Raw genomic sequence first — 20,023 nt, forward strand, 5'->3', positions numbered from 1 at the left:
CTAAGCCTTAGACATTTTTTGCAATATAACTTCTCGTAATGCTTTTAGAACAATGTTCTCTCTCACATAGTTCTCACTACAATCAATGAATTTCTCAAATGGAAGTCTATTAATTACATCCTTATCGACATTCAAAATATTGATTTTTTCAATCAAACCCTTACTTAGGTTTTCTTGTGCTCCACCAATTGCACTACGAACTATTTCTTGGTAGTTAAATCTCAAATAATAGAAAAGGAAGCTGGCATCTTTAACGCTCTTACACTGCATAGAACAACAAGCTTGATTTGTTGCAGCTTCTACTCTTAGAAAGCCAACCTGACCTTTAGTCTTCCCGTCACCGTACATCGCCATTAAAACTGTATTTTGGGGGTAAACTTTAGCCGAACTCTCACTAAGCCCTAACTCTGAAATATATTCTTCAGCATCGGTAATGACACAGTTCGCCACTTCTCCAGTTTTAAGCCAAGGGACATCTTTTGAGTTCCAATACTCCTCAACATCTCTTTTAGGCGTACCACCACTTTTCATTTCTTTGGTAAAGCTTTTTATTGGTACTGCTCCCCACGCTTTGGGAGTATCACGCTCTAAGTCTTCACTATATTCCATCTCACCACCTGAAGACTTGTAAGGCTTCCCTTCTAGTTCAGGCTTACCGATGGACTCTGCGTACTCTTTTGATATCGGGAACTCAAAATCGACAAACCACTGTTTGTAAATAGCTTGAGCGGTATCTTCAAGCTTTTGAGTAAGTTGTTCGTTGAGTGCAATACGGTCATCCACCACATTGTATTCACGCACGACTTCACGCTGTTTTTCGATAGATGGGACTGGTAGCTCAACATCACACATTTCTTGCCAATCGAAAATTTCACGAACTGAACCGTGAGACTTAAATCGAGCATAGCGATCAAATTCAGGTCGCCTAAACCACATCATCAAATATTCAGGGTCTAGCAGATTTGAGTCTTTAACCTCAAATACGGTGTAAGCTTGGGATACCAACGCCTGATCTAACGACTCAAGCATTGCGATACCCATTTTATCTCCCCTACGAGACGTATCAGGTACGTAAGTGAATTGATGTTTTCTGACGATTTTGTACTTTTTAAAATCAGTTCCTACAGTGTTAGCAACTGAATCAATAAACACCTTCTGAGTTGATACACCAAGTAGATTATCTTTACGGTTTTCTTTATTTCTAGTGTCAACAACACGAATAAACTGACCTAGTTTTTTATAATTTGATTTCATAGCCCAGCTCTTTGAAAACATTTAGTAAGTCACTCTTAGATTGCTCTTCTTTTACAAGAAGAGAACCAAAATTACCTTTAAGGCTATTCATCTTGTCATCAAAATTGACATTCTCATCTCGGTTGATGAACTCAATGTATTTACTTGGAACAAGCGAGTAATCTTTTGCTGAAACTTCCGTTTTCTTTGCTGAGTAGCAATATTCAGCAATGTCCTTGTAACTATCTTCCGATCCCACTTGCTGCCAAGTGTGAAGCGTGTTAGCAAAATCTTGAATGTCTTGCTCAGAGAACTGAACAAACTTTTTCTCAAACGGTTCACCACGTTGACGCAGATCCATAAACAAAATTTCTTCTTCACGGTCACGGTAATTACGAATGACATCTTCGTGTGGCACTGTGTGTGCTTTTTTGTTCTTGTTTAAAATCCAGAGTGTCACGCTAATGTCTGTGGTGTAGAACATACTACGAGGCAATATGATAATGGCTTCAACAAGATTATTTTCAATTAGCTTTTTACGGATTTCTTTTTCAGTTCCATCACCTGATAAAGCACCGTTTGATAGAATAAAACCAGCAACACCATTTTCAGAAAGCTTAGAAGCCATATGCAAAATCCAACCATAGTTGGCATTACTGCTTGATGGTGTTTCGTAGCCGTCCCAACGATGATCATCAACCAACTCATCGGAAGCTCGCCAGTCTTTTTGGTTAAATGGTGGGTTTGCCATTATGAAATCAGCTTTAAGAGTTTCGTGCTGATCATTGGCAAAAGTATCTTTTGCGGCTGTGCCAAGGTTGGCAGAGATACCACGAATAGCGAGGTTCATTTTCGCCAGTTTATAGGTTGCGCCTGTGTACTCTTGACCATACACAGAAATGTCTTTCTTGTTGCCTTTGTGGTTCTCAATGAACTTCATTGACTGAACAAACATACCGCCCGAACCACAACAAGGGTCATAGATTTTACCTTTGTATGGTTCAATCAGTTCTGCGATTAGGTTAACGATGCTCTTTGGTGTGTAGAACTCGCCTTTACCCTTACCCTCTGCAATCGCAAATTTAGACAAGAAATATTCGTAGACTCGACCAACTACATCTTCGTGTGGATTCGCTAGGGTGTCGATGTTGTTAATCACATCGATCAGTGCAGATAGCTTGCTGACATCCAAACCAAGACGAGAGAAATAGTTATCAGGCAATGCACCTTGCAGTGCTTTGTTGGTTTTCTCGATGGTGCTTAAAGCTGTATCGATCTTTAGAGCAATATCTTCTTGTTTAGCGTTTTGCTGAACAAAGCTCCAACGACTGTTTTCTGGTAGATAAAACACATTGTCTTTGGTGTAGGCTGGAACCATATCAACGTGCTTTTCCAGCCCTGAATCAATTAGCTTTTGTCGCTGTTTTTCAAATGTATCACTGATGAACTTGAGGAAAATCAGGCTCAATACAATGTGTTTGTATTCTGACGATTCAACACTACCACGCAGCTTGTTTGCCGCATCCCAGAGTGTTTCTTCAAATGATTTTTCTTTCTTCTTTGCTGCTGGTTTCTTAGCCATACTTTGCTATCTCATTGTGATTGAGTCTACTGGTTGTCTCTCATAATGAATTCAATACAGAGGCAACCAATGGTGCTCATAATACCTTGTGAAAATTATGCTTTTTGAGTTATCCAACTCAAATTAATTTGTTCTATTTCTTTTTGTAGACCTAATATTTTTTGATGCACTTCAATAACATTCAACCTAACCGCTTCAAGCTCGGCCAATTTCTCTGCTGAAAAAATGGGCACTTCCATATTGCTAAGATCTTTTGCCGATAGCATTTGGGCGGTTGTTCCTGTTACCAAGCTTGAAAGCTGCTGCTGACCAAACTCCGAAGTGAGGTACTGATACAACGCAACACTTGATAGGTTATTCCCATGTGGTTTTAGCCTAAGAATCGCAAACGCCTGACTCGCGATGACATTATCTTCAATACTGCTATCGATTAGTGCCACTCGTCCGACAGCGCCACGGCAAGAAACAAGAACGTCACCCGCTTGAATTTTCTGCTTTTCAACTTTTACGACTTCTTTGCTGGCAACTTTAATTCGCTTACCAGCGCCCTCAAGCTGCCCTATCGTGTTTAAGCTTGTGAGATTGTGTTCAATATATTCCGCATCCGCATCCGCATCGTGCTTCACTGCTTGTGGGCGAACGATTTCAACCAGATCAGACAACTTAGCGGTAGGGGACTGCTCAAGAAATTGCTTAAGCGCCATGTCTTCGTTGGTCAGAACATAACGGCTAGGCGATAGGTTGTAATCCATCGCTTCAATCTCTGAAATTGAGCACACTTTACTGAATTCACTGTTCTCAAATACGTTGTAAATAGACAGTATTTGCTCAGCATTCACTAGCTTATTACGTACTCGCGAAGATTTATCAATAAAATGTTCGCCGCTTGCATCAATGAACAAAACCGAGTCATTGGTTTTATGTTTATCGAATACCACAATACTCAAGGGTATTGACGTTGAAGCGAGTAGATTACTTGGCAATGCAATCACTGCTTTGAGCCAATTTATCTCTAATACATCCAGCTTAAACTGTTTTTCACCCGCAGCGGAGCGAAATAAAAATCCGTTAGTGACGAAGCCCACAGCAACATCTGAAGCATGAGCTAACATGTGACGAAGTTGATAAACGTCAGCCATTAGCGACTTCTCAGGGAAACGCCCCCAAATATCATGAATATCTGATTTGGGATATTTTTGACCCAGTGGTGGCATCGCAATTGAACTTTGGAATTGCTTGAGACCACCATCACCAATCAAGGTAGGAACAAAGATTGGGTCGGTGCAAGTCACTCGAAAGTTTCGATCTAATAGGACATTATGCACTTCTGCATAAAATTCGTCGGATCGCAGCGGTGTTTCCCCTTCAACAAGGCTTTCTAGTGGCAATTTGTGTGCAAATTCATAGCCTGAGGTAAACGGGCAGTAAACGAACTCAACCTTATCACCCAACAAGCCTACCCCTAAATGCGTCAACTCATCTGGAATCGTTAACTCTCCATTATTCTTGCCACCATTATCTAGAAGGCTCTTAATAACTTCTGACAAATCTCGATAGCTGATAGCCTTAGCTCGTACTAACTGTTGAAGAGAAGAAACCAATTGAAGGATTGCATTATCGGACAAAGACCAGCTTTCCGCATGATATTGAACAGAGACGCAGTCATCCATCACCTTTTGCAGTTGTTCTTTTACACTATTATGCTCATTAGCTAGTTGATGATCTTCACTCAACTTATTACTTTCATTTAATTTCACCCAAGCACAACATGCAGCAAACTGTTCTAACAAAGCAGAATGTTCATTAGTGCCACGCAAAGCTTCCAGTAACGACCAAATTTGTTTATTCACAGAGTATCTCCCTTGAATTAGTGAACGGTTTGAGAGCGGTTGTAACTATCTAAGGTATAAGTCGTGATTTCAGTCTCACCTGACTCAACGAGGACAACACCACCTCGGCTTCTCATCTTCTGCATTTGCTGAGAAATCTTGCTCAACTCTTCCAGAGCTGCATCGATTCCTTTTCGATTGAGATAAATTTTATCGCCATCATCTACGCCAAACATTTTAACGATTTCAAGCATCTGTGACTTGATTGCTCGCTGATTCATACGCTGATGGATGTGTCTTGTTTTTGCCATAACCAACTCTCCCTTGCCGTTTCGATAGGGAAAATATACAAAGAATAAAAATAAGTGTCAATGAAATTAAAATAATTTTTTGCTGATTATTTTAATTTTTCTCCATGCAATCTTATCATTCTGAGTGTTCTTGGCAGCTTTTCCTTTTTAGAAGTTAGCCAACCGTGTCCACCAAGAGTACGATCTAGCTCTGTTCGAGATAGCTTACGATCGGAGTAGGATAGTATTTGCGCCACTTGCTTTGAAAGCTCTTTATCTCGTTGCACCCAATCGACTCTATCAACATGTTGGATTTCTTTCGGCGCAGGTAAACAACTGTCTAGCCAATCTTTTTTATGGGCATATAACCAAAAGAATGCAGCTTCACAGTTCGTTTTGACGTCTTGTATTGTCGCCTGAGGTTGGGTAAGTAGGTATCTTGTGATTTGAGCTTTATATCGACGAGACATTGATTGGTGTTTGCAAAGCTTACGCCACTCTACCAATCCTTCAGTTGTGGAGATGATGAGTTCAATACTTCCTGTCGATACTTGATGCTTTATTGCTATCACTTGACGATGAAAGCCTTTACGAGCCATCTCTATCACGTCTTGCTTGAGCGCTTCAGTGATCACCTTAGGACGGAGGTTGACAGGAATCTGATGTTTTAAAGCAATCCCCTTTACGTAACAGCGGCTTTTTCCTACTTGCCTACTGACTTCAGCCATTGAACAACTTTTACGCAGCAAATCGCAGCAGCGATCTTCTACTAATGAATTGGCGTTATCCATTTTGGGTTCGAGGCTAGACTTCTCATCATCCGCGATCTGCTCTAAAAAAAAGTCCAGTATAAGCTGCTTAAAAGGTGGCTGATTTACTGCTCCAGAGAGAACTGGTGACCAATACGAAAAATCCTGTTCAGACTTTGGTTTGAGAGTGCAGTCACTTGGAAGTATCTGCTCCGACAATTCGAATAATGCCTTACAAACCTTCTTACGCCTTATTTGACCAGCGTTAGTGATAAAGCCTTTTTTATTAAGGCTCTCAATACGATTTTCATTCGACAGCTTACGCTCGTTCTTACGAATTTGATGTAAGTAACCTCCACAGTAGTCCGCAAATTGGGCTGCCATAAAGGAACAATCAAGCGATTGAATAAGAGTTATGGATGGCATATCAATGTGTGACCTTTCTGGCAATTCAATATGGTTTAGCCAAACTCCATGTCTTGGACAAGCATCGACACCTGTAATCTGATGTAAACAATGCCAGTATGGCACGCCAAATTTACTTACTTCTTCTTCAGCACAATTAGGGCAGTATTTAATGTGTAAACGCTCTTTTTCTCTAAAAGCAGAAATTTGACTCGCTCTTATTAAGCCTCTGGGTGACACGTCGATGTCACTTATCGCGTACCTATATTTAGGGAGAAAATGAAAAAACAGCGGTGCAAGCGTTTGATTCAACCAGACTTCATGAGCTGATTGATTCAATTCTTTGCATACGGAGCCAAGATTCGCATTCAGGTAAGGGTGCACAGATGCTCGATTATCACCAAATACATCCTTTAGGTACTGTTCTGTCGTGATGCCACAAAGCGTAATATGCCGACAAATTCGACTGTGAAAGGATTCATCTGGTAATGCTTGGGGTAGCCTCATTTCCGCGCATCCTCAATTCAATCACTCTAACTACAAGCAAAATGCTGTAGCGGGTCATCAAGCAACACATCATTTCGTCTCAAATATTCAAGCGGATTGTCACTCTTACCTGCGCGTTGAAAAAGATCGGTATCTTGAATTTTTTCATGAAGATCAACGATACCTAAAATGTCGATTAGCTGCTTAGCAAACTCAGGATGCTGTGGCTTGGTAATATCGCCTGTACGATCAACACGAGGGGCAGGTGATACTGATGGTGGCTGCTGTTGGTTCGACGGGACTCGCGACTGTCCTCTCGGCAACGCCCTTACAGACTTTAGGCTTCTAACTTCTTCCGTTTTTGATGATAGCCCACACGCTAGGGCATAACCCATTTCTAGTGTGGCGATGGTTATTGTTTCATCACACGTCCCAATAACTACTCGTTGCGCTTCGCGATATGTGCGACATGCCATATCCATGTTGCCAACAGATAATTCATAGAGCTTATTGTTAAGCTCTTGAGTTAGCTCTGTATAATTATTCGTCCATTGATACTTCCACAGCTCTTCGACAAATGCTTCCCAAGAGTCACTGTCATGCTTCAATACCTCCATAACAAAATAACCACCACTTTCAGCACGTCTCGCCGCTTTCAACGTCCTTGCTAATGTGTCATCAAATGGAGGGTTAGCACAAAAGAAGATTGGAACACCAAGTTTGTTCACTAGACTGTGCAAGAAATTCAAAAGGTTGTTCTCACCACCAGTTCGTTTGAAAACTAGCCTCTGCATCTCATCGATCACTAAGATACCAAGAAAACTAGATTTAATGTTTTGCTCAATCTGCCGCACCAATGCACCTATTGTTCCTGCAGGTTTCGTTTTCTCTCTCCCTAAGGATAAGTCTAGAGATGCCAGTATCTCTTCACATAAATCCCTAACGCTAGAGTTGTTAGGACAGTCAACTTTTATCCAGACGACCTGCTTGTCTAGTTCCATAAACTGGTTGTCATATGATTCATGTTCAATAACATTAGGAAAGTAGTTTAGTATCTGTTCAAGCATACTCGTTTTCCCCACACCACTTTCTCCGATAAGAGTTAATCCATCGCCTCTTGGTTGGAAAAAACCCGTTCTAGGCTCAATATCAGGGCATTCATCTACTGGATAATGAAGATATTGTGCAGTTGTTGGGCTAAAAGGATTCTTCGATGAATAACCATTTTTAATTGCCCGCTCAATCGATCTGAAGCACTCATAGTAATCATGTAATGGCTGACGCAGCTCTTTAATACGACTAAGGTATTCCTCTCGAACAAGCGGATCTGGATGCTGACAAATATGCTCTGCATAATCAGGGTAGTGACTAAATGCTACCATCAACTCTTCCCAACCTTTCTTTGGGGGTAAGGCTTCAATTAACGGATTACCTTGATGCTCAGGCAAAATTGCATTTTGATAGGCTGCTTTTTCGATTCTCATTCTTTATCCTCACTCGCTTGGCGCTTTCTTCCTCTAGGCAACACATGGACTTGCCTACTAGCAGGAAGCGGCGTTTGTGAGTTACCGCTAATATCTTGACTATCTGACTCAGTGAGAATGTTGGTCGTTGCCTCTAGCTCGTCTCTGCGATTTTTACGAACATTCTTCGTCCTTTCTCCAAAAGATAGTTCTGTAGACTTGCTGCGCTGCTTTGCACTTTGAGCCATTTGTTTTCGCTGTTTGTGATCATCAATCGATGCAACATTAATCGGAGACTGCTCTTTTTTCGCGGCTAACCAGTCTTGCATAAAATCGGCTTCAATCATGGTTTTGTTTTCAAACATACGGCTACGAGGAAGCAAAAGACATTTGGTAAAACCTTGGTTTCTATCTAACCGAACATAAATAAAGTTTGTCGTATTCTCATCAATTCGCGCATCTAATTGCCATCGACCTGAACTTCTAGCCACTGAGGCCAAATTCAATTCTTCAACCTCATCACAGGTGTAATACATACCATTGTAATGGACACCACTTCTGGTCATGCTCACGGTGGTTGGTGGTAACAGGCGTGCGATTACCTCACTACTGTCGGCAAGCGTTAAGTCATGCTTATGTTTAGCAAGGTGAATCTTCCAGTAATTAAGGGGGGTTGGTGCCAAATCATTTTGAATCAGCAAAGGACTGGACAAAGCAAGTTCGTCAAAAATCGAACGGTTGTGCTCTAAGACCGCTTGTATCATTTGAGTCGTTACTTCTTTGAGAGTGTAGATTGCATCTTTCCGAGGATCTCTGCTCCCTCTAACAACATTACCACCACGAGTTGTTCCCATAAGGTCATGTAGCAACTCTTTATTCAAAATATCAAAACGCTTTTCAACAATGCCCTTACCATCTGGGCGATAAGGTGGAGTGAATTTAAGCTGAGTCATTGGCGTTAAAATCTCCTGAGGTTTTAAACCAATCATTTCTCCATTGTCACATACAAGGCTTTGGGGAATATGAGCTACAGGCCATTCTGATTCTTCAATCTCAATGCCAAATTGACGGCAATACTCAGGTTTAGGTAAAAAGCAATTGGCTAATGCCTGTCGAGCTGCTCGCCAAGAAGCGTGATACAGAGATACATGCAACCCGACTATCATGCGGCTAGATCTATCCACAACGACATAAATGGTAGGTCTGCCTAAGCCATATTGCGCACCAAGCTCAGACACCACATGCACATCGGCTACCGTGGCATCAATTTCAAAGACAGAACCTATAGTAGAACTAACTTGGGTGACGCTTCCTATAACACCTCTTTTGTTTCGAAGATAATCATTTTCTGACGTTCTCGCCTGAATGATATGGTCTTTACCGAATAGTTTTTTAGACCAATAATTGAATTGTCTTAATGTTGGAACATTAGGTGCCCTACCACATGCATCGGCTAATCTTATTTCATCCTCATAGCGTTCTCTCAGTAAATTCTTGTAGCTTTTACTGAGAGTCATCCCATTTTCTTTCAGATAATATTTCTTCAATGCTTTTCGAAAGTAATTTTTATCTAAATCCGTGACGATATACTTCGTAGCTCGATTTAAAGCCACTGTTCTCGGGCTTCTAGGTGCACCCAGTGCCTGATCTTTGGCAAATCGCTCCTTTCCTGCACCACCGCTAAGTGCGAATGCAGGTAGCAATGCCATTTTGTCTTGACCATTTTTCCAATACTGGGTGAGTAGCCTTGCGATACTTTTTCTATCTGAGCCTACAGCTTGTGCATATTGTGCCAAGTGCGGCGCTCGCTTCTTAGTGGCATAGTCGAACAAAAATTCATGATTATTGACTATACCCTCAATCAGTCTGTAATTTTTATCTCTACGATCTCGTTGAGGAGTTGGTATCTCAGACTCATCAATTAGCAAATGAGGGGGGGTATTGTATTCAGCCTTTTGTATTTTTCGTCTTTTCGACTGCTGGATGAAGCCTTCAATAGAAATACCTGTAGGGCGTATTGTTGTAGAGGTTTGGTTTAAAGGAAAAAGGATTACACAATCTGCGGCATCTAATACTTCTAGAACTCGGTATAACCCGTCTTCTAAGATTTCAGCTTTTTTAAACTGCCACACAGAGTTTCTAACGATCTCCATTTATAATGCCTCTCTGGGTCAAATGGACTTCATCAATCCTGATTACTCCCTCTTCAGCGATATCACAAGATAAATCAACTTCTATGAACTTACTCGCTATAAGGTAACGTAGTAGCGTCAGGGACTCATCATGTGGAGTTATGCCTGATGCTGTAAAAAGGTTACAAATATCTTCAACAAAACGCTGACCAGAATCTAAAACTTGTAAGGCGGCAGTAACCTGATCACCAGAAAAAAGCATGGGGGCATCTCGAAATGGAGCAGAAGCCCAATCAATATTTTTACTCTGAATTCGGGTTAGTTCATTACCAACAAATAAACTAAATGAGATGTCCAGAAGCTCCCAACAAACTCTTTCAATATCAATCTTTTCAAGGGTTCTTTGATTATTAACTTCGCCCTCTGGCTTTACAGAGATTGCCTGATAGCGAACGCCACGCTCAGTGCTAATCGTCAAAAGAAAGTCAGTCGTTATAACGATCGGATCACCACTTATAGGGTGAGCGGGGTGTTCAACCCCTATGATTTTTGCAATTTTTTGAGTGTAGTTAAGGGGGAGTAAAGGGAACTGTTCACGAATATCAATAACACTATCCGAGAATTCATTAAGATAGAATAATTGGCTTTCTATAGAAGATAGGAGATGGTGAACTCGTTGAGTTTTCCTGCCATAAATCTGAGAACGAACCCCCTCGGACTTAACATCTTGCACTCTAAGCCAAGGCTTATAATTCTTTCCTTCACCTAAGCCATACTTGCCTTTTAACGCTCTCGAATAGTCTTCAAAAGTCTCTAATTTTCTGCCACGTCCCATCACAGTTCCAATAAAGTTAGCCTTTGTAAAAAGTAGTACACACAACTCTTACGGGCAAACTTTATTGTCTCAAAACACCCTTACAGGCAAACTTTAACGCTTACGGGCAAACTTTATTGTCGCTACACAAGCTTAAACCCACTGGCCTGCTGCAAACCCAGAACTCCAACACCATTGGAAGTTATAGCCACCTAACCAGCCTGTTACGTCCATCACTTCACCGATGAAGTAGAGGCCAGACACGCTCTTACACTCCATGGTTTTTGAAGATAGGTGGTTAGTATCGACGCCGCCTAAAGTCACTTCAGCCGTTCGGTAGCCTTCGGTGCCGTTTGGCGCAATCTTCCAGCTCTCTAGATGCTCTACAATGTCATTTAGCTGCTTTTCATTGAACTGTTTGAGCGGCTTGTCTTCCAGCTCTTTGCGGTCAATCAGCACCTCAACGAAACGCTTTGGTAATGCTTTCGCTAAGGTATTTTTCAGGCTCTGATTTGGGTGTTTCTCGCGAGAATTCTCAAGCAGCTCGGCAACGTCCACTTCTGGAACTAGATTGATAGAGACCGATTGACCTGCTTTCCAGAACGACGATATTTGTAGTACCGAAGGGCCAGATAAGCCACGGTGCGTAAACAGCAACGCTTCTTTGAATAAGGTACCATCTTGCGCGGTGATCTCGGCAGGAATCGCGATTCCTGAAAGCTCAGCAAAGGCTTCTTTGTCTTCTTTATGCAGAGTAAATGGCACCAGACCCGCAGTAGTCGGCATCACAGACAAACCAAACTGCTCAGCAATCTTATAGCCAAATGGCGTCGCGCCTAGTTTCGGCATCGATAAACCGCCCGTCGCCACGACAAGTGAGTCACACTCAACTTCGTCGGTATTGAGGTGCACCTTAAAGCCAGCGTCTGTTTTTTCGATTGAGTGAACATCACAGCGGTAGCGCTGTTCAACTTTCGCTTGCTTACACTCTTCAAGTAACATGCTCACGATGTCTTTTGCGGTATGGTCATTCACACAGAACAGCTGGCCGTGGTCTCGCTCTTCGAACTCAATACCGTACTTGCTCACCATCGAGATAAAATCCCAGTTGGTGTATTGAGATAAAGCTGACTTCACGAAGTGAGGGTTGTTACATAGGAAGTTGTTGGCTGAAACATCATAGTTAGTGAAGTTACAACGGCCGCCACCTGAGATTAAAATTTTTCTGCCTGGTTTCTTTGCATGATCAACCACCAGCACTCGTCGGCCGCGCTTACCCGCTTCCGCAGCACACATTAAGCCCGCGGCGCCCGCACCAATTACGATTACATCAAACTTTTCACTCATTGGGGTTCTGCTTTCTTCACTTTTGCACCTCGAGTACGCCCTGTTCTCGAAATGCCATCAATAAAAAAGGATGTGCATAAACAGCACATCCTTACTAATTGCTCGCTATTCTAGCGGCAATTTTAAACTTTGCAATTGATGTTCAATTGTACAATTTGCAGACAGCAGCAAAACCACTACTTGGCTTAGCGAACCAACAGCCGAAGCTTTACACCAAAACCTAAACTCTACTTCACGCGTACTAAATAACTTAGACGATGAAAGAAGACAGCAACGTTACACCCAACAGAGCAGAAGAAAGTATAAACAACTGTCTTACGCGATCACACTTCGACATAAACACTTCGTCGTGATGATGGTGATACTCTTTGCTTTTGATGTAACTAAACAAGCGAACCTGTTTGGTCATGTTGCCATGAGTTGTGAAGAATCCACCTCCGTCTACTTGTTGATAAAGTAGAGGATGTGCTTCTCGCATAATATAAATGAGTGTTCTTAGCGCAGTAAAGTAACGCGCCCAGTTCACACAAGTCACAACCATTAGTGCAAATAGAATAGTGTCGCCGCTGATCATCCTTTCCTCCCTACATCTTCATAAGAAAACTCAAAAGAAAAAGATAATCAGTGTCTTTCTCATACTACCTAAACGGCAGGAGCTTCCATAATTGAAGATGAACCATCTTTTGCCAATTGCGCTAGATCTTTATCAATAAAGAACAGTGCTTTACCGTCTTCACCAACAAGTTCTAGCTTATCCAATACACCTTTAAACAACTTCTCTTCTTCGTGTTGCTCTGCAACGTACCATTGCAGGAAGTTAAAGGTTGAGTAATCTTGTGTGCTGAAAGCAACGTGAGCCAATTTGTTGATCTTTTGAGTAATCATTTGCTCATGTTCATAAGTTTCACGGAACACGGCACCCAGGCTATCAAATTCATGTTTTGGCGCTTCAATCGCACCTAGAATTGGCATTGCACCTGTTTCACTTACGTAAGTGAAAAGACGCTGCATATGTTCCATTTCTTCTACTGCATGAACACGCAGAAACTCTGCTGCACCTTCAAATCCTTTGTCTTCACACCAAGCACTCATTTGTAAGTATAGATTGGATGAGAAAAATTCTAGGTTAATTTGATCATTCAGTTGCTCAACCATAGTTTTTGACAGCATTTAAGACTCCTAATTACATCCTCAATTTTCTCTACTATATCACTATTTAATGAATATCTCGCTGACCATTAGTTAACCGATATTTCGAACTGCCATTACGCAAGACAGTGGATATGAGATCACTTCAGCAAAAAAAGGCATCACATAGTGCTAGTCTTTAATGAGACAACGAATAAAGGAGCTAGCAATATGAGTTACAAACATATTTTGGTCGCAGTCGATTTATCAGATGACAGCAAATTACTTGTGGATAAAGCGGTGGCATTGGCTAAACCATTGGAAGCCAAAGTCTCTTTTATCCATATCGATGTTAACTATGCAGAGCTTTATACCGGCCTGATTGATATCAACATGGCAGAAACCCAACATAACGCGATGGAGGCCTCTCGTATTCAGCTACAAAGTTTTGCTGACTACGCTCAATACCCAATCACTCATACTTTGGTCGGCAGTGGTGATTTGAGCCATGAGTTGTGTGACACCATCAATGAGTTCAGTGTTGATTTAGTGGTCTGTGGTCACCACCAAGACTTTTGGAGCAAACTGCTTTCTTCAACACGACAACTGATCAATGCCTCACCTGTTGATATGCTGGTCGTGCCTCTAAGAGATTCAGAAGACTAATGATTTAAGGTTAGGTAACATACAGCTCATATCTTATTAACGAAGTTTTACTATGAGCTATTTAGCTGGTGTTACCCTCCTATGGGCCTTCTCCTTTAGCCTGATCGGCGTTTACCTCGCTGGTCAGGTTGATTCTTGGTTTTCTGTACTAATGCGCGTAGCCCTTGCCGGCATCGTGTTTCTTCCTTTTCTTAAGTTTCGCGGTGTCTCGCGCAAACTGATCGGCAAATTGATGGCGATTGGTGGTATTCAGCTTGGGCTGATGTATTGCTTCTACTATCAATCTTTCTTACTGCTGTCCGTACCTGAAGTCCTTTTGTTTACCGTCTTTACCCCAATTTACGTCACGCTTATTTATGACTTTCTCAAAGGGCAATTCTCACCTTGGTATCTCGTGACCGCCGCTATTGCAGTGCTGGGCGCGGTATTCATTAAATTTGCTGGCATCAATGACAACTTTTTAGTCGGTTTCCTTGTCGTACAAGGCGCTAACCTGTGCTTTGCTATTGGTCAGGTGGGTTATAAGGTGATAATGGAGAAGGAATCGACCGAGTTACCTCAGAGAACCGTATTTGGTTACTTCTACTTAGGGGCGTTATGCGTCGCTTCCGTTGCTTTCATGCTGCTGGGTAACCCAGAGAAACTGCCAACCACCTCACTTCAATGGGGAATCTTGATATACCTTGGCTTGATTGCTTCAGGGTTAGGTTACTTTATGTGGAATAAAGGCGCATGCATGGTGAATGCCGGTGCACTGGCTGTAATGAATAATGCTTTAGTTCCAGCAGGCCTTGTGGTGAACATCTTGATTTGGAACAGGGATGTCGATTTGGTTCGCCTTACCATTGGTGGTGGCGTTATCTTGTTGTCTCTACTTGTGAATGAAACATGGGTGAAGAAACGTGTTGCGAGATCCGCAAGCAATGCCTAACCGGCAGAATAAGCGAAATGAGTAGCTCGGCTACCCCAGAAAAGCAAAAGAGCGACCTTAGGTCGCTCTTTTTAAATCTACGCGTAGCAATAAACAATTCAAATCAGCTTCAGTGGATATGATTATGGTTCACTACTTGAGTCTTGGTTTCCATGAAGGCAACGTCATCAAGTTGTAAATTGATGCGTTCAAGGTCACTTTCCAGTTTTTGACTTTTCTTAAACAGCTTTTGCTGCTTCTTAATCATCTTCGCTAGCTTTTTATTGTACTTCTCTTGCTTCTTAGCGGCTTTCTTCGCTCGCTTAAGTTCTGCTTTCTCATCACCACTCGCCTTCGCTATCAGCTTTTTCAGCTTGGCTTTTTTCTGTGATGTTTTTTTATCGACAACATCAGCAGCAATATCAACAACGGCTGGATCGAACATTTGCACAGTAGGTTCAAGGGTATCGTTGATTTCCGCAAGCGATAACTCTGGTGCAGGTAATGTCTCCGCTAACAGACCGCATGCCACTTTTTCTTCAACGGGTTTGTTTTGACAGCCAAGAGGTGGAATTGCGGTTGGTTTGCATAGATTCGCTTGATCCGCCGAAGAACGCGCACAAGAACGACACACAAACTTAGGTTCAGTGACCAAGCTGTGGATCTCGCCTAGGTGTTCAGTGATATCTCGACGGTTTAACTTACAAAAGCGTTTAGCCATGCTACAACTCCAGCTAAGAATAATAATGATTCTTAGTTAGATATACATCCGTAACGCGACTATCGCAAGTGTTAAATGGTAATTTATCGTATTTATGACGGGAAACTTTCTTAGCGTGTTGCTAAGTTATTGATGCTTTCACTGAGTAATTGATGTATTAACTAGGTCATTGATGCTTTCACATACACATCAAAACGGTTCTTTTTGGTTTCAATCGCCATGCTCGGTTTTTGCTCATCGAGCCACGCCGCGTAATCGGGTCTTTTCACCACAACTCGTTTTGATGCGAGCTTAAGGGCTGGCTGCAATAACGCATCTGCATCCATGTCTGCACCAACTAAAGATTGGAATACGCGCATCTCTTTTTTAACCAAAGCCGATTTCTTTTTGTTCTCAGGGTGTGGGTACATTGGATCGAGATAAACCACGTCTGGCTGTTCGAAATTAGGATCATCGCTTAGCTTATCTAAAGCGTCATGGCTCGAAGCGTGAATCAACTTCATACGCTCGCTTACCCAATCACCGATGTCTGGGTCTTGTTGTGCTCGCTGCAAGCCATCATCAAGCAGTGCTGCCACAACAGGGTGACGCTCTACCATTTGTACCTTACAACCTAAAGAAGCCAACACAAACGCATCACGTCCTAAGCCTGCCGTACCATCGAGAATGGTTGGCGTTGCGCCTTTGTTTAAGCCCGCCGCCTTGGCGATCGCCTGACCTTTACCACCACCAAACTTGCGTCTGTGACCGACTGCGCCACCGACTAAATCAACAAAGATAGCGCCAAGTTTCGGTTCGTCCACTTTGCGTAACTCAAGTCGCTCGCTCGTCAGAACCAACGCAAAATCGCTGTTTTCATCATGGGATAAATTCCAACGGGTCGCTAAGTCATTTAAATGATCGATTTGGGTAGCATCTTCGCAAATCAGTTGTAGTTGCAAGGTCGTCTCCAACAGACAGTAATATTCAAAACAAAAGAGGCAACCAGTTTACCTGATTGCCTCAACAATACATATTAAGGAAGAAAAGTATTCACCATAAAGCCAAGCGCTCGACTAAAGAGAGTATAAACAACCAAGGAGGTTATAAGATTCGTTCTTGCTGTAACTCTTCAACCAACTCCTCAAGCGGTTTAGGTCGACCTATGACGTAACCTTGTGCGTAGTTAACACCGAGTTCGATCAGCTTGTCGATTATCTGTGTGTTTTCAACAAACTCAGCCACTGTGTGTTTACCCATTTGCTTAGCTAAATCATTGATAGAGCGAACCATCACATGGTCCATCTCGTTGACAGCAATATCACGCACAAACAAGCCATCAATCTTCACAATGTCGACCGGCAGTTTCTTTAAGTAACCAAACGACGATAACCCTGAGCCGAAATCATCTAACGCGATCATGCATCCCAACTCTTTAAGTCGCGTGAAGAACTTGATCGCTTGTTTCATATTACTCATCGCCGCTGTTTCAGTGATCTCTAAACAAATCTTATGACAAGGTATTAGCGAGTTACTCAAGCTCTCAATCAAGAACTCGACAAACTCTCGATTACCCATCGAATGTCCAGAGAGGTTAATTGAGCACATCCCCAATTCATCAATCACCTGTGGTCGTCGCTCCAACCAGCTCAGTGTCTGACTCACCACTTGGCGATCAATCAAGTGCGCAATGTTGTAGCGTTCGGAGGCCGGCATGAAAATCCCGGGTGAAATGTATTCACCCTTGATGTTCTTTATACGCACTAGGATCTCGAAGTGCATTTTTTCGCTGTCTCTGTCCAAACCAAGAATACGCTGTGCAAACAGCTCTAAACGATCATGAGCTAAAGCCTCATGCACTAGGTTGACGCATTCCATCTCCAAATGTCGACGACGTAGATCTTCATCATCTTGGTGATAAAGGTTATAGCGGTTACGGCCTTCCTCTTTGGCAGCATGACAAGCTGCATCAGCCTGAGCGTGTACCATCTGTGGTGAGGCGGCGGTATGGTCAATCAATCGAATGCCAATAGAACAAGTGAGATTGAATCGAATATCGTCCCACACAAACGAATTTTCGCTCATCATAGAGATGATACTGCGACACACGTTGATCGTGTCTCGCTCGGTGCAATCTTTGATTAATACAGCAAACTCATCACCGCCCATACGCGCCAACACAGCATTGTAGGGCAGCACCTCTTCCAGCAATTTGGCACTAAACATGATTGCGGCATCACCCGCTTCATGCCCCGCAGTATCGTTCAACACCTTCAATTGGTCTAAATCTAAAAACAACATCGCATGAGTTCGCATATGGCTTTCAACTTCTTTCAAGGCCTTTTGCAGCTCTTGCTCAAAGTGGTTACGGTTAAAGGTATCAGTCAATAAGTCGTAACGCGCTTGATACTCTAACTTTTCAGCAAGCTCATGGGTCTCGGTGATGTCCTCACCCACAATCAACAGTTGATCCGATTCCACCAGCGGACGGATATTTTCACGAATCCAGATGGTGCTGCCATCCGCATGACGATATTCAATATCACGACGCCATACACCTCTAATCTTGTATTGTGGTTGCAATAAGATATGGCGCGGGATCATCGCGTTTTCATCGACATAAAACTCTCGCGGGCGATGTCCCAATAACTGGTCAAGTGAGTAACCCAACAACTCTTCCGCAAATTGGTTTACTTGTTGAATACGATTATTTCCATCAAGCGTAATCATCATTACTGGTTGCTTGTCGTAATACAACTTTAGATTCGCTTCACGTTGAAACAGTTTATTCTCAGCTAGCTTACGCGAGGTAACATCACGTGCTTCAAATAAGAACTGAATGTCATCCTCTTCGCTTCCCGGCATTGGCTTCAATGAAATCTCCAATACCATCGCACCGCGATCACGACACCACACCTCAGCTTCAAACCGCAAAACCTGATGTTCATCTCTAGGGATAAAATATTCGTTGAGTACCTGTCTTGCTGAATCTTCCCAGTGCTGGTGATCTTGCAAGGGTGTGCCTAATTTATAGCCTTGGTTATACAAAAGTTCATGCAGCTTGCTATTACTCGACAGCAACACTCCGTCCTTATCGATAATCCCCATAAACTGCAAGCTTTGATCGAATATCGACTCAAGAAGCAGTTGGCTCTTACGGCTCGTTCGTTCACTTTTTTGCAGACGATTCAGGTAGTAAACCAAAATAGCGATGACACACGACATTGCGATAAACAGCAAACCTATGGTTCGGATTTCATCGCGATAACGCATTAGAAATGACTTAGGCTTGTTGAGGAAGGTCACCTTGGCTTCATTTTCAGCACCAAGATCCCATCTCGAGATTTGTTGGTAATCGAGCTTAATTTCTGGTGTGCCAGGCACAATCGGAGGGAATGCTTCTGCCGGATTAGCAAGCACATCGAGCAACATCCGGGCAGTCTCTCGCCCTTGGGTTTTACCACTTTGAATCACACCACCGATAGCACCAAATCCAAGCGCCAAATCATGGACCATATACAGTGGCAGTTGGGTTTTCATGCTCAATTGACGCCAATCTTCATCGCTACTAACACGACCATTAACATCGCGATAGTACGCCCAAAACAACAAACTCTTACCTAGATCGGCACGCTGAGCAAAGGTCGTTAGCTCTTGATATGAATCCGGAACGTAATGCTCAATCAAATTGGATAAATCAGGGTGGGTTTTAATAAACAGGTCAACTTGGGAGCGAATAGCCTCGCCCGTTATTGAGTGGTCAGTAACAATATAGACCTTTTTCACCGTAGCTTGAAGACGCTTAATTAGATCGATATTACCAACCAAATCGATATCTTCAGTGATTCCAGTTGCGTTTAACCCCTCAAGCATCTCAGATGAGAAGTTGCTAACGCCACCAAATATAACGGGAGTACCATTTAGCTCTGGAGCCAAACGTTTCATTAAGTTCAGAGCGTTATTGTCACTAACGACAACCGCAGCAAATTCTTCATGTGTCAGTTTCGTGCGGTAAAGCTGATAAATACGATCTAGGTATTCAGTATTTTGAGAGCGTTTACTATCAAGGTAAACGACACGATAAGACAAGCCGTCACGGTCGAGTTCTGTGGATAACCCTTTATGGAAATCATCCGTCCAAAAAAAACCTTGATGATAAGAGTGAATAACCAACACATCTTTTGTCTGCGCTGAAGCAAACACACTCCAACACATCAAAATTAATAACAACGAAAATCGCACTGAATTCACCCTAACCCTATAGTTGCTGCTAATATTATCACCCTTGG

16 protein-coding genes are annotated in these 20,023 nt (G+C 42.5%); 2 read left to right on the forward strand and 14 right to left on the reverse strand.

All coding sequences use genetic code 11. The features are described from left to right. From SJY39_RS20535 to ftnA, 11 genes are all read right to left on the reverse strand, one after another. Entirely contained in the window at window positions 1-1,254 is a 1,254-nt protein-coding gene (locus tag SJY39_RS20535; RefSeq protein ID WP_102313338.1) for a restriction endonuclease subunit S, read from the reverse strand. After that, a complete protein-coding gene (locus SJY39_RS20540) occupies window positions 1,238-2,815 on the reverse strand; it encodes a class I SAM-dependent DNA methyltransferase (RefSeq protein WP_102313337.1) in 1,578 nt (525 codons plus the stop codon). Before SJY39_RS20540 ends, SJY39_RS20535 begins: the two co-directional genes overlap by 17 nt. A 95-nt stretch (window positions 2,816-2,910) precedes the next feature. Next, on the reverse strand, window positions 2,911-4,665 hold the full coding sequence (locus tag SJY39_RS20545) for an N-6 DNA methylase (RefSeq protein WP_372042783.1): 1,755 nt from the start codon (window positions 4,663-4,665) through the stop codon (window positions 2,911-2,913). Window positions 4,666-4,682: 17 nt separating this feature from the next. Beyond that, window positions 4,683-4,955 (reverse strand): hypothetical protein, encoded by a 273-nt coding sequence (locus SJY39_RS20550; protein ID WP_102313335.1) that lies wholly within the window; start codon window positions 4,953-4,955, stop codon window positions 4,683-4,685. Between the two features lie 86 nt (window positions 4,956-5,041). After that, window positions 5,042-6,595: a TnsD family Tn7-like transposition protein gene (locus SJY39_RS20555; protein WP_102313334.1), complete on the reverse strand. Its 1,554-nt coding sequence runs from the start codon at window positions 6,593-6,595 to the stop codon at window positions 5,042-5,044. 26 nt (window positions 6,596-6,621) lie between these two features. Beyond that, window positions 6,622-8,058 (reverse strand): AAA family ATPase, encoded by a 1,437-nt coding sequence (locus SJY39_RS20560; protein ID WP_102313333.1) that lies wholly within the window; start codon window positions 8,056-8,058, stop codon window positions 6,622-6,624. After that, window positions 8,055-10,190 (reverse strand): DDE-type integrase/transposase/recombinase, encoded by a 2,136-nt coding sequence (locus tag SJY39_RS20565; RefSeq protein WP_102313332.1) that lies wholly within the window; start codon window positions 10,188-10,190, stop codon window positions 8,055-8,057. The genes SJY39_RS20560 and SJY39_RS20565 overlap by 4 nt, the downstream gene beginning before the upstream one ends. Next, a complete protein-coding gene (locus tag SJY39_RS20570; RefSeq protein ID WP_372275234.1) occupies window positions 10,177-11,004 on the reverse strand; it encodes a TnsA endonuclease N-terminal domain-containing protein in 828 nt (275 codons plus the stop codon). The genes SJY39_RS20565 and SJY39_RS20570 overlap by 14 nt, the downstream gene beginning before the upstream one ends. Before the next feature lie 132 nt (window positions 11,005-11,136). Next, window positions 11,137-12,330 (reverse strand): NAD(P)/FAD-dependent oxidoreductase, encoded by a 1,194-nt coding sequence (locus SJY39_RS20575; RefSeq protein ID WP_065107181.1) that lies wholly within the window; start codon window positions 12,328-12,330, stop codon window positions 11,137-11,139. Between the two features lie 250 nt (window positions 12,331-12,580). Continuing rightward, on the reverse strand, window positions 12,581-12,904 hold the full coding sequence (gene uspB, locus SJY39_RS20580) for a universal stress protein UspB (RefSeq protein WP_004735557.1): 324 nt from the start codon (window positions 12,902-12,904) through the stop codon (window positions 12,581-12,583). A gap of 68 nt (window positions 12,905-12,972) precedes the next feature. After that, window positions 12,973-13,500, reverse strand: a complete 528-nt coding sequence (ftnA, locus tag SJY39_RS20585; protein WP_004735556.1) for a non-heme ferritin — start codon at window positions 13,498-13,500, stop codon at window positions 12,973-12,975. A 189-nt stretch (window positions 13,501-13,689) separates the two neighbouring features. On the opposite strand from ftnA, the gene uspA reads away from it, so the two are divergent. Further along, window positions 13,690-14,124, forward strand: a complete 435-nt coding sequence (uspA, locus tag SJY39_RS20590; RefSeq protein WP_010433461.1) for a universal stress protein UspA — start codon at window positions 13,690-13,692, stop codon at window positions 14,122-14,124. 52 nt (window positions 14,125-14,176) lie between these two features. Beyond that, entirely contained in the window at window positions 14,177-15,055 is an 879-nt protein-coding gene (locus SJY39_RS20595) for a carboxylate/amino acid/amine transporter (protein WP_016768248.1), read from the forward strand. A 109-nt stretch (window positions 15,056-15,164) separates the two neighbouring features. Here the strand turns inward: SJY39_RS20595 and SJY39_RS20600 are convergent, their stop codons facing one another. From SJY39_RS20600 to SJY39_RS20610, 3 genes are all read right to left on the reverse strand, one after another. Then, window positions 15,165-15,755, reverse strand: coding sequence for a hypothetical protein (locus SJY39_RS20600; RefSeq protein WP_016784105.1), 591 nt, complete (start codon window positions 15,753-15,755; stop codon window positions 15,165-15,167). 161 nt (window positions 15,756-15,916) lie between these two features. After that, on the reverse strand, window positions 15,917-16,696 hold the full coding sequence (locus tag SJY39_RS20605; protein WP_010433454.1) for a class I SAM-dependent methyltransferase: 780 nt from the start codon (window positions 16,694-16,696) through the stop codon (window positions 15,917-15,919). 142 nt (window positions 16,697-16,838) lie between these two features. Then, window positions 16,839-19,949, reverse strand: a complete 3,111-nt coding sequence (locus SJY39_RS20610) for an EAL domain-containing protein (RefSeq protein ID WP_016768246.1) — start codon at window positions 19,947-19,949, stop codon at window positions 16,839-16,841. Window positions 19,950-20,023 lie beyond the last annotated feature (74 nt).

It is taken from the genome of Vibrio sp. R78045, from assembly GCF_042466085.1.
GTDB classification, from domain to species: domain Bacteria; phylum Pseudomonadota; class Gammaproteobacteria; order Enterobacterales; family Vibrionaceae; genus Vibrio; species Vibrio cyclitrophicus.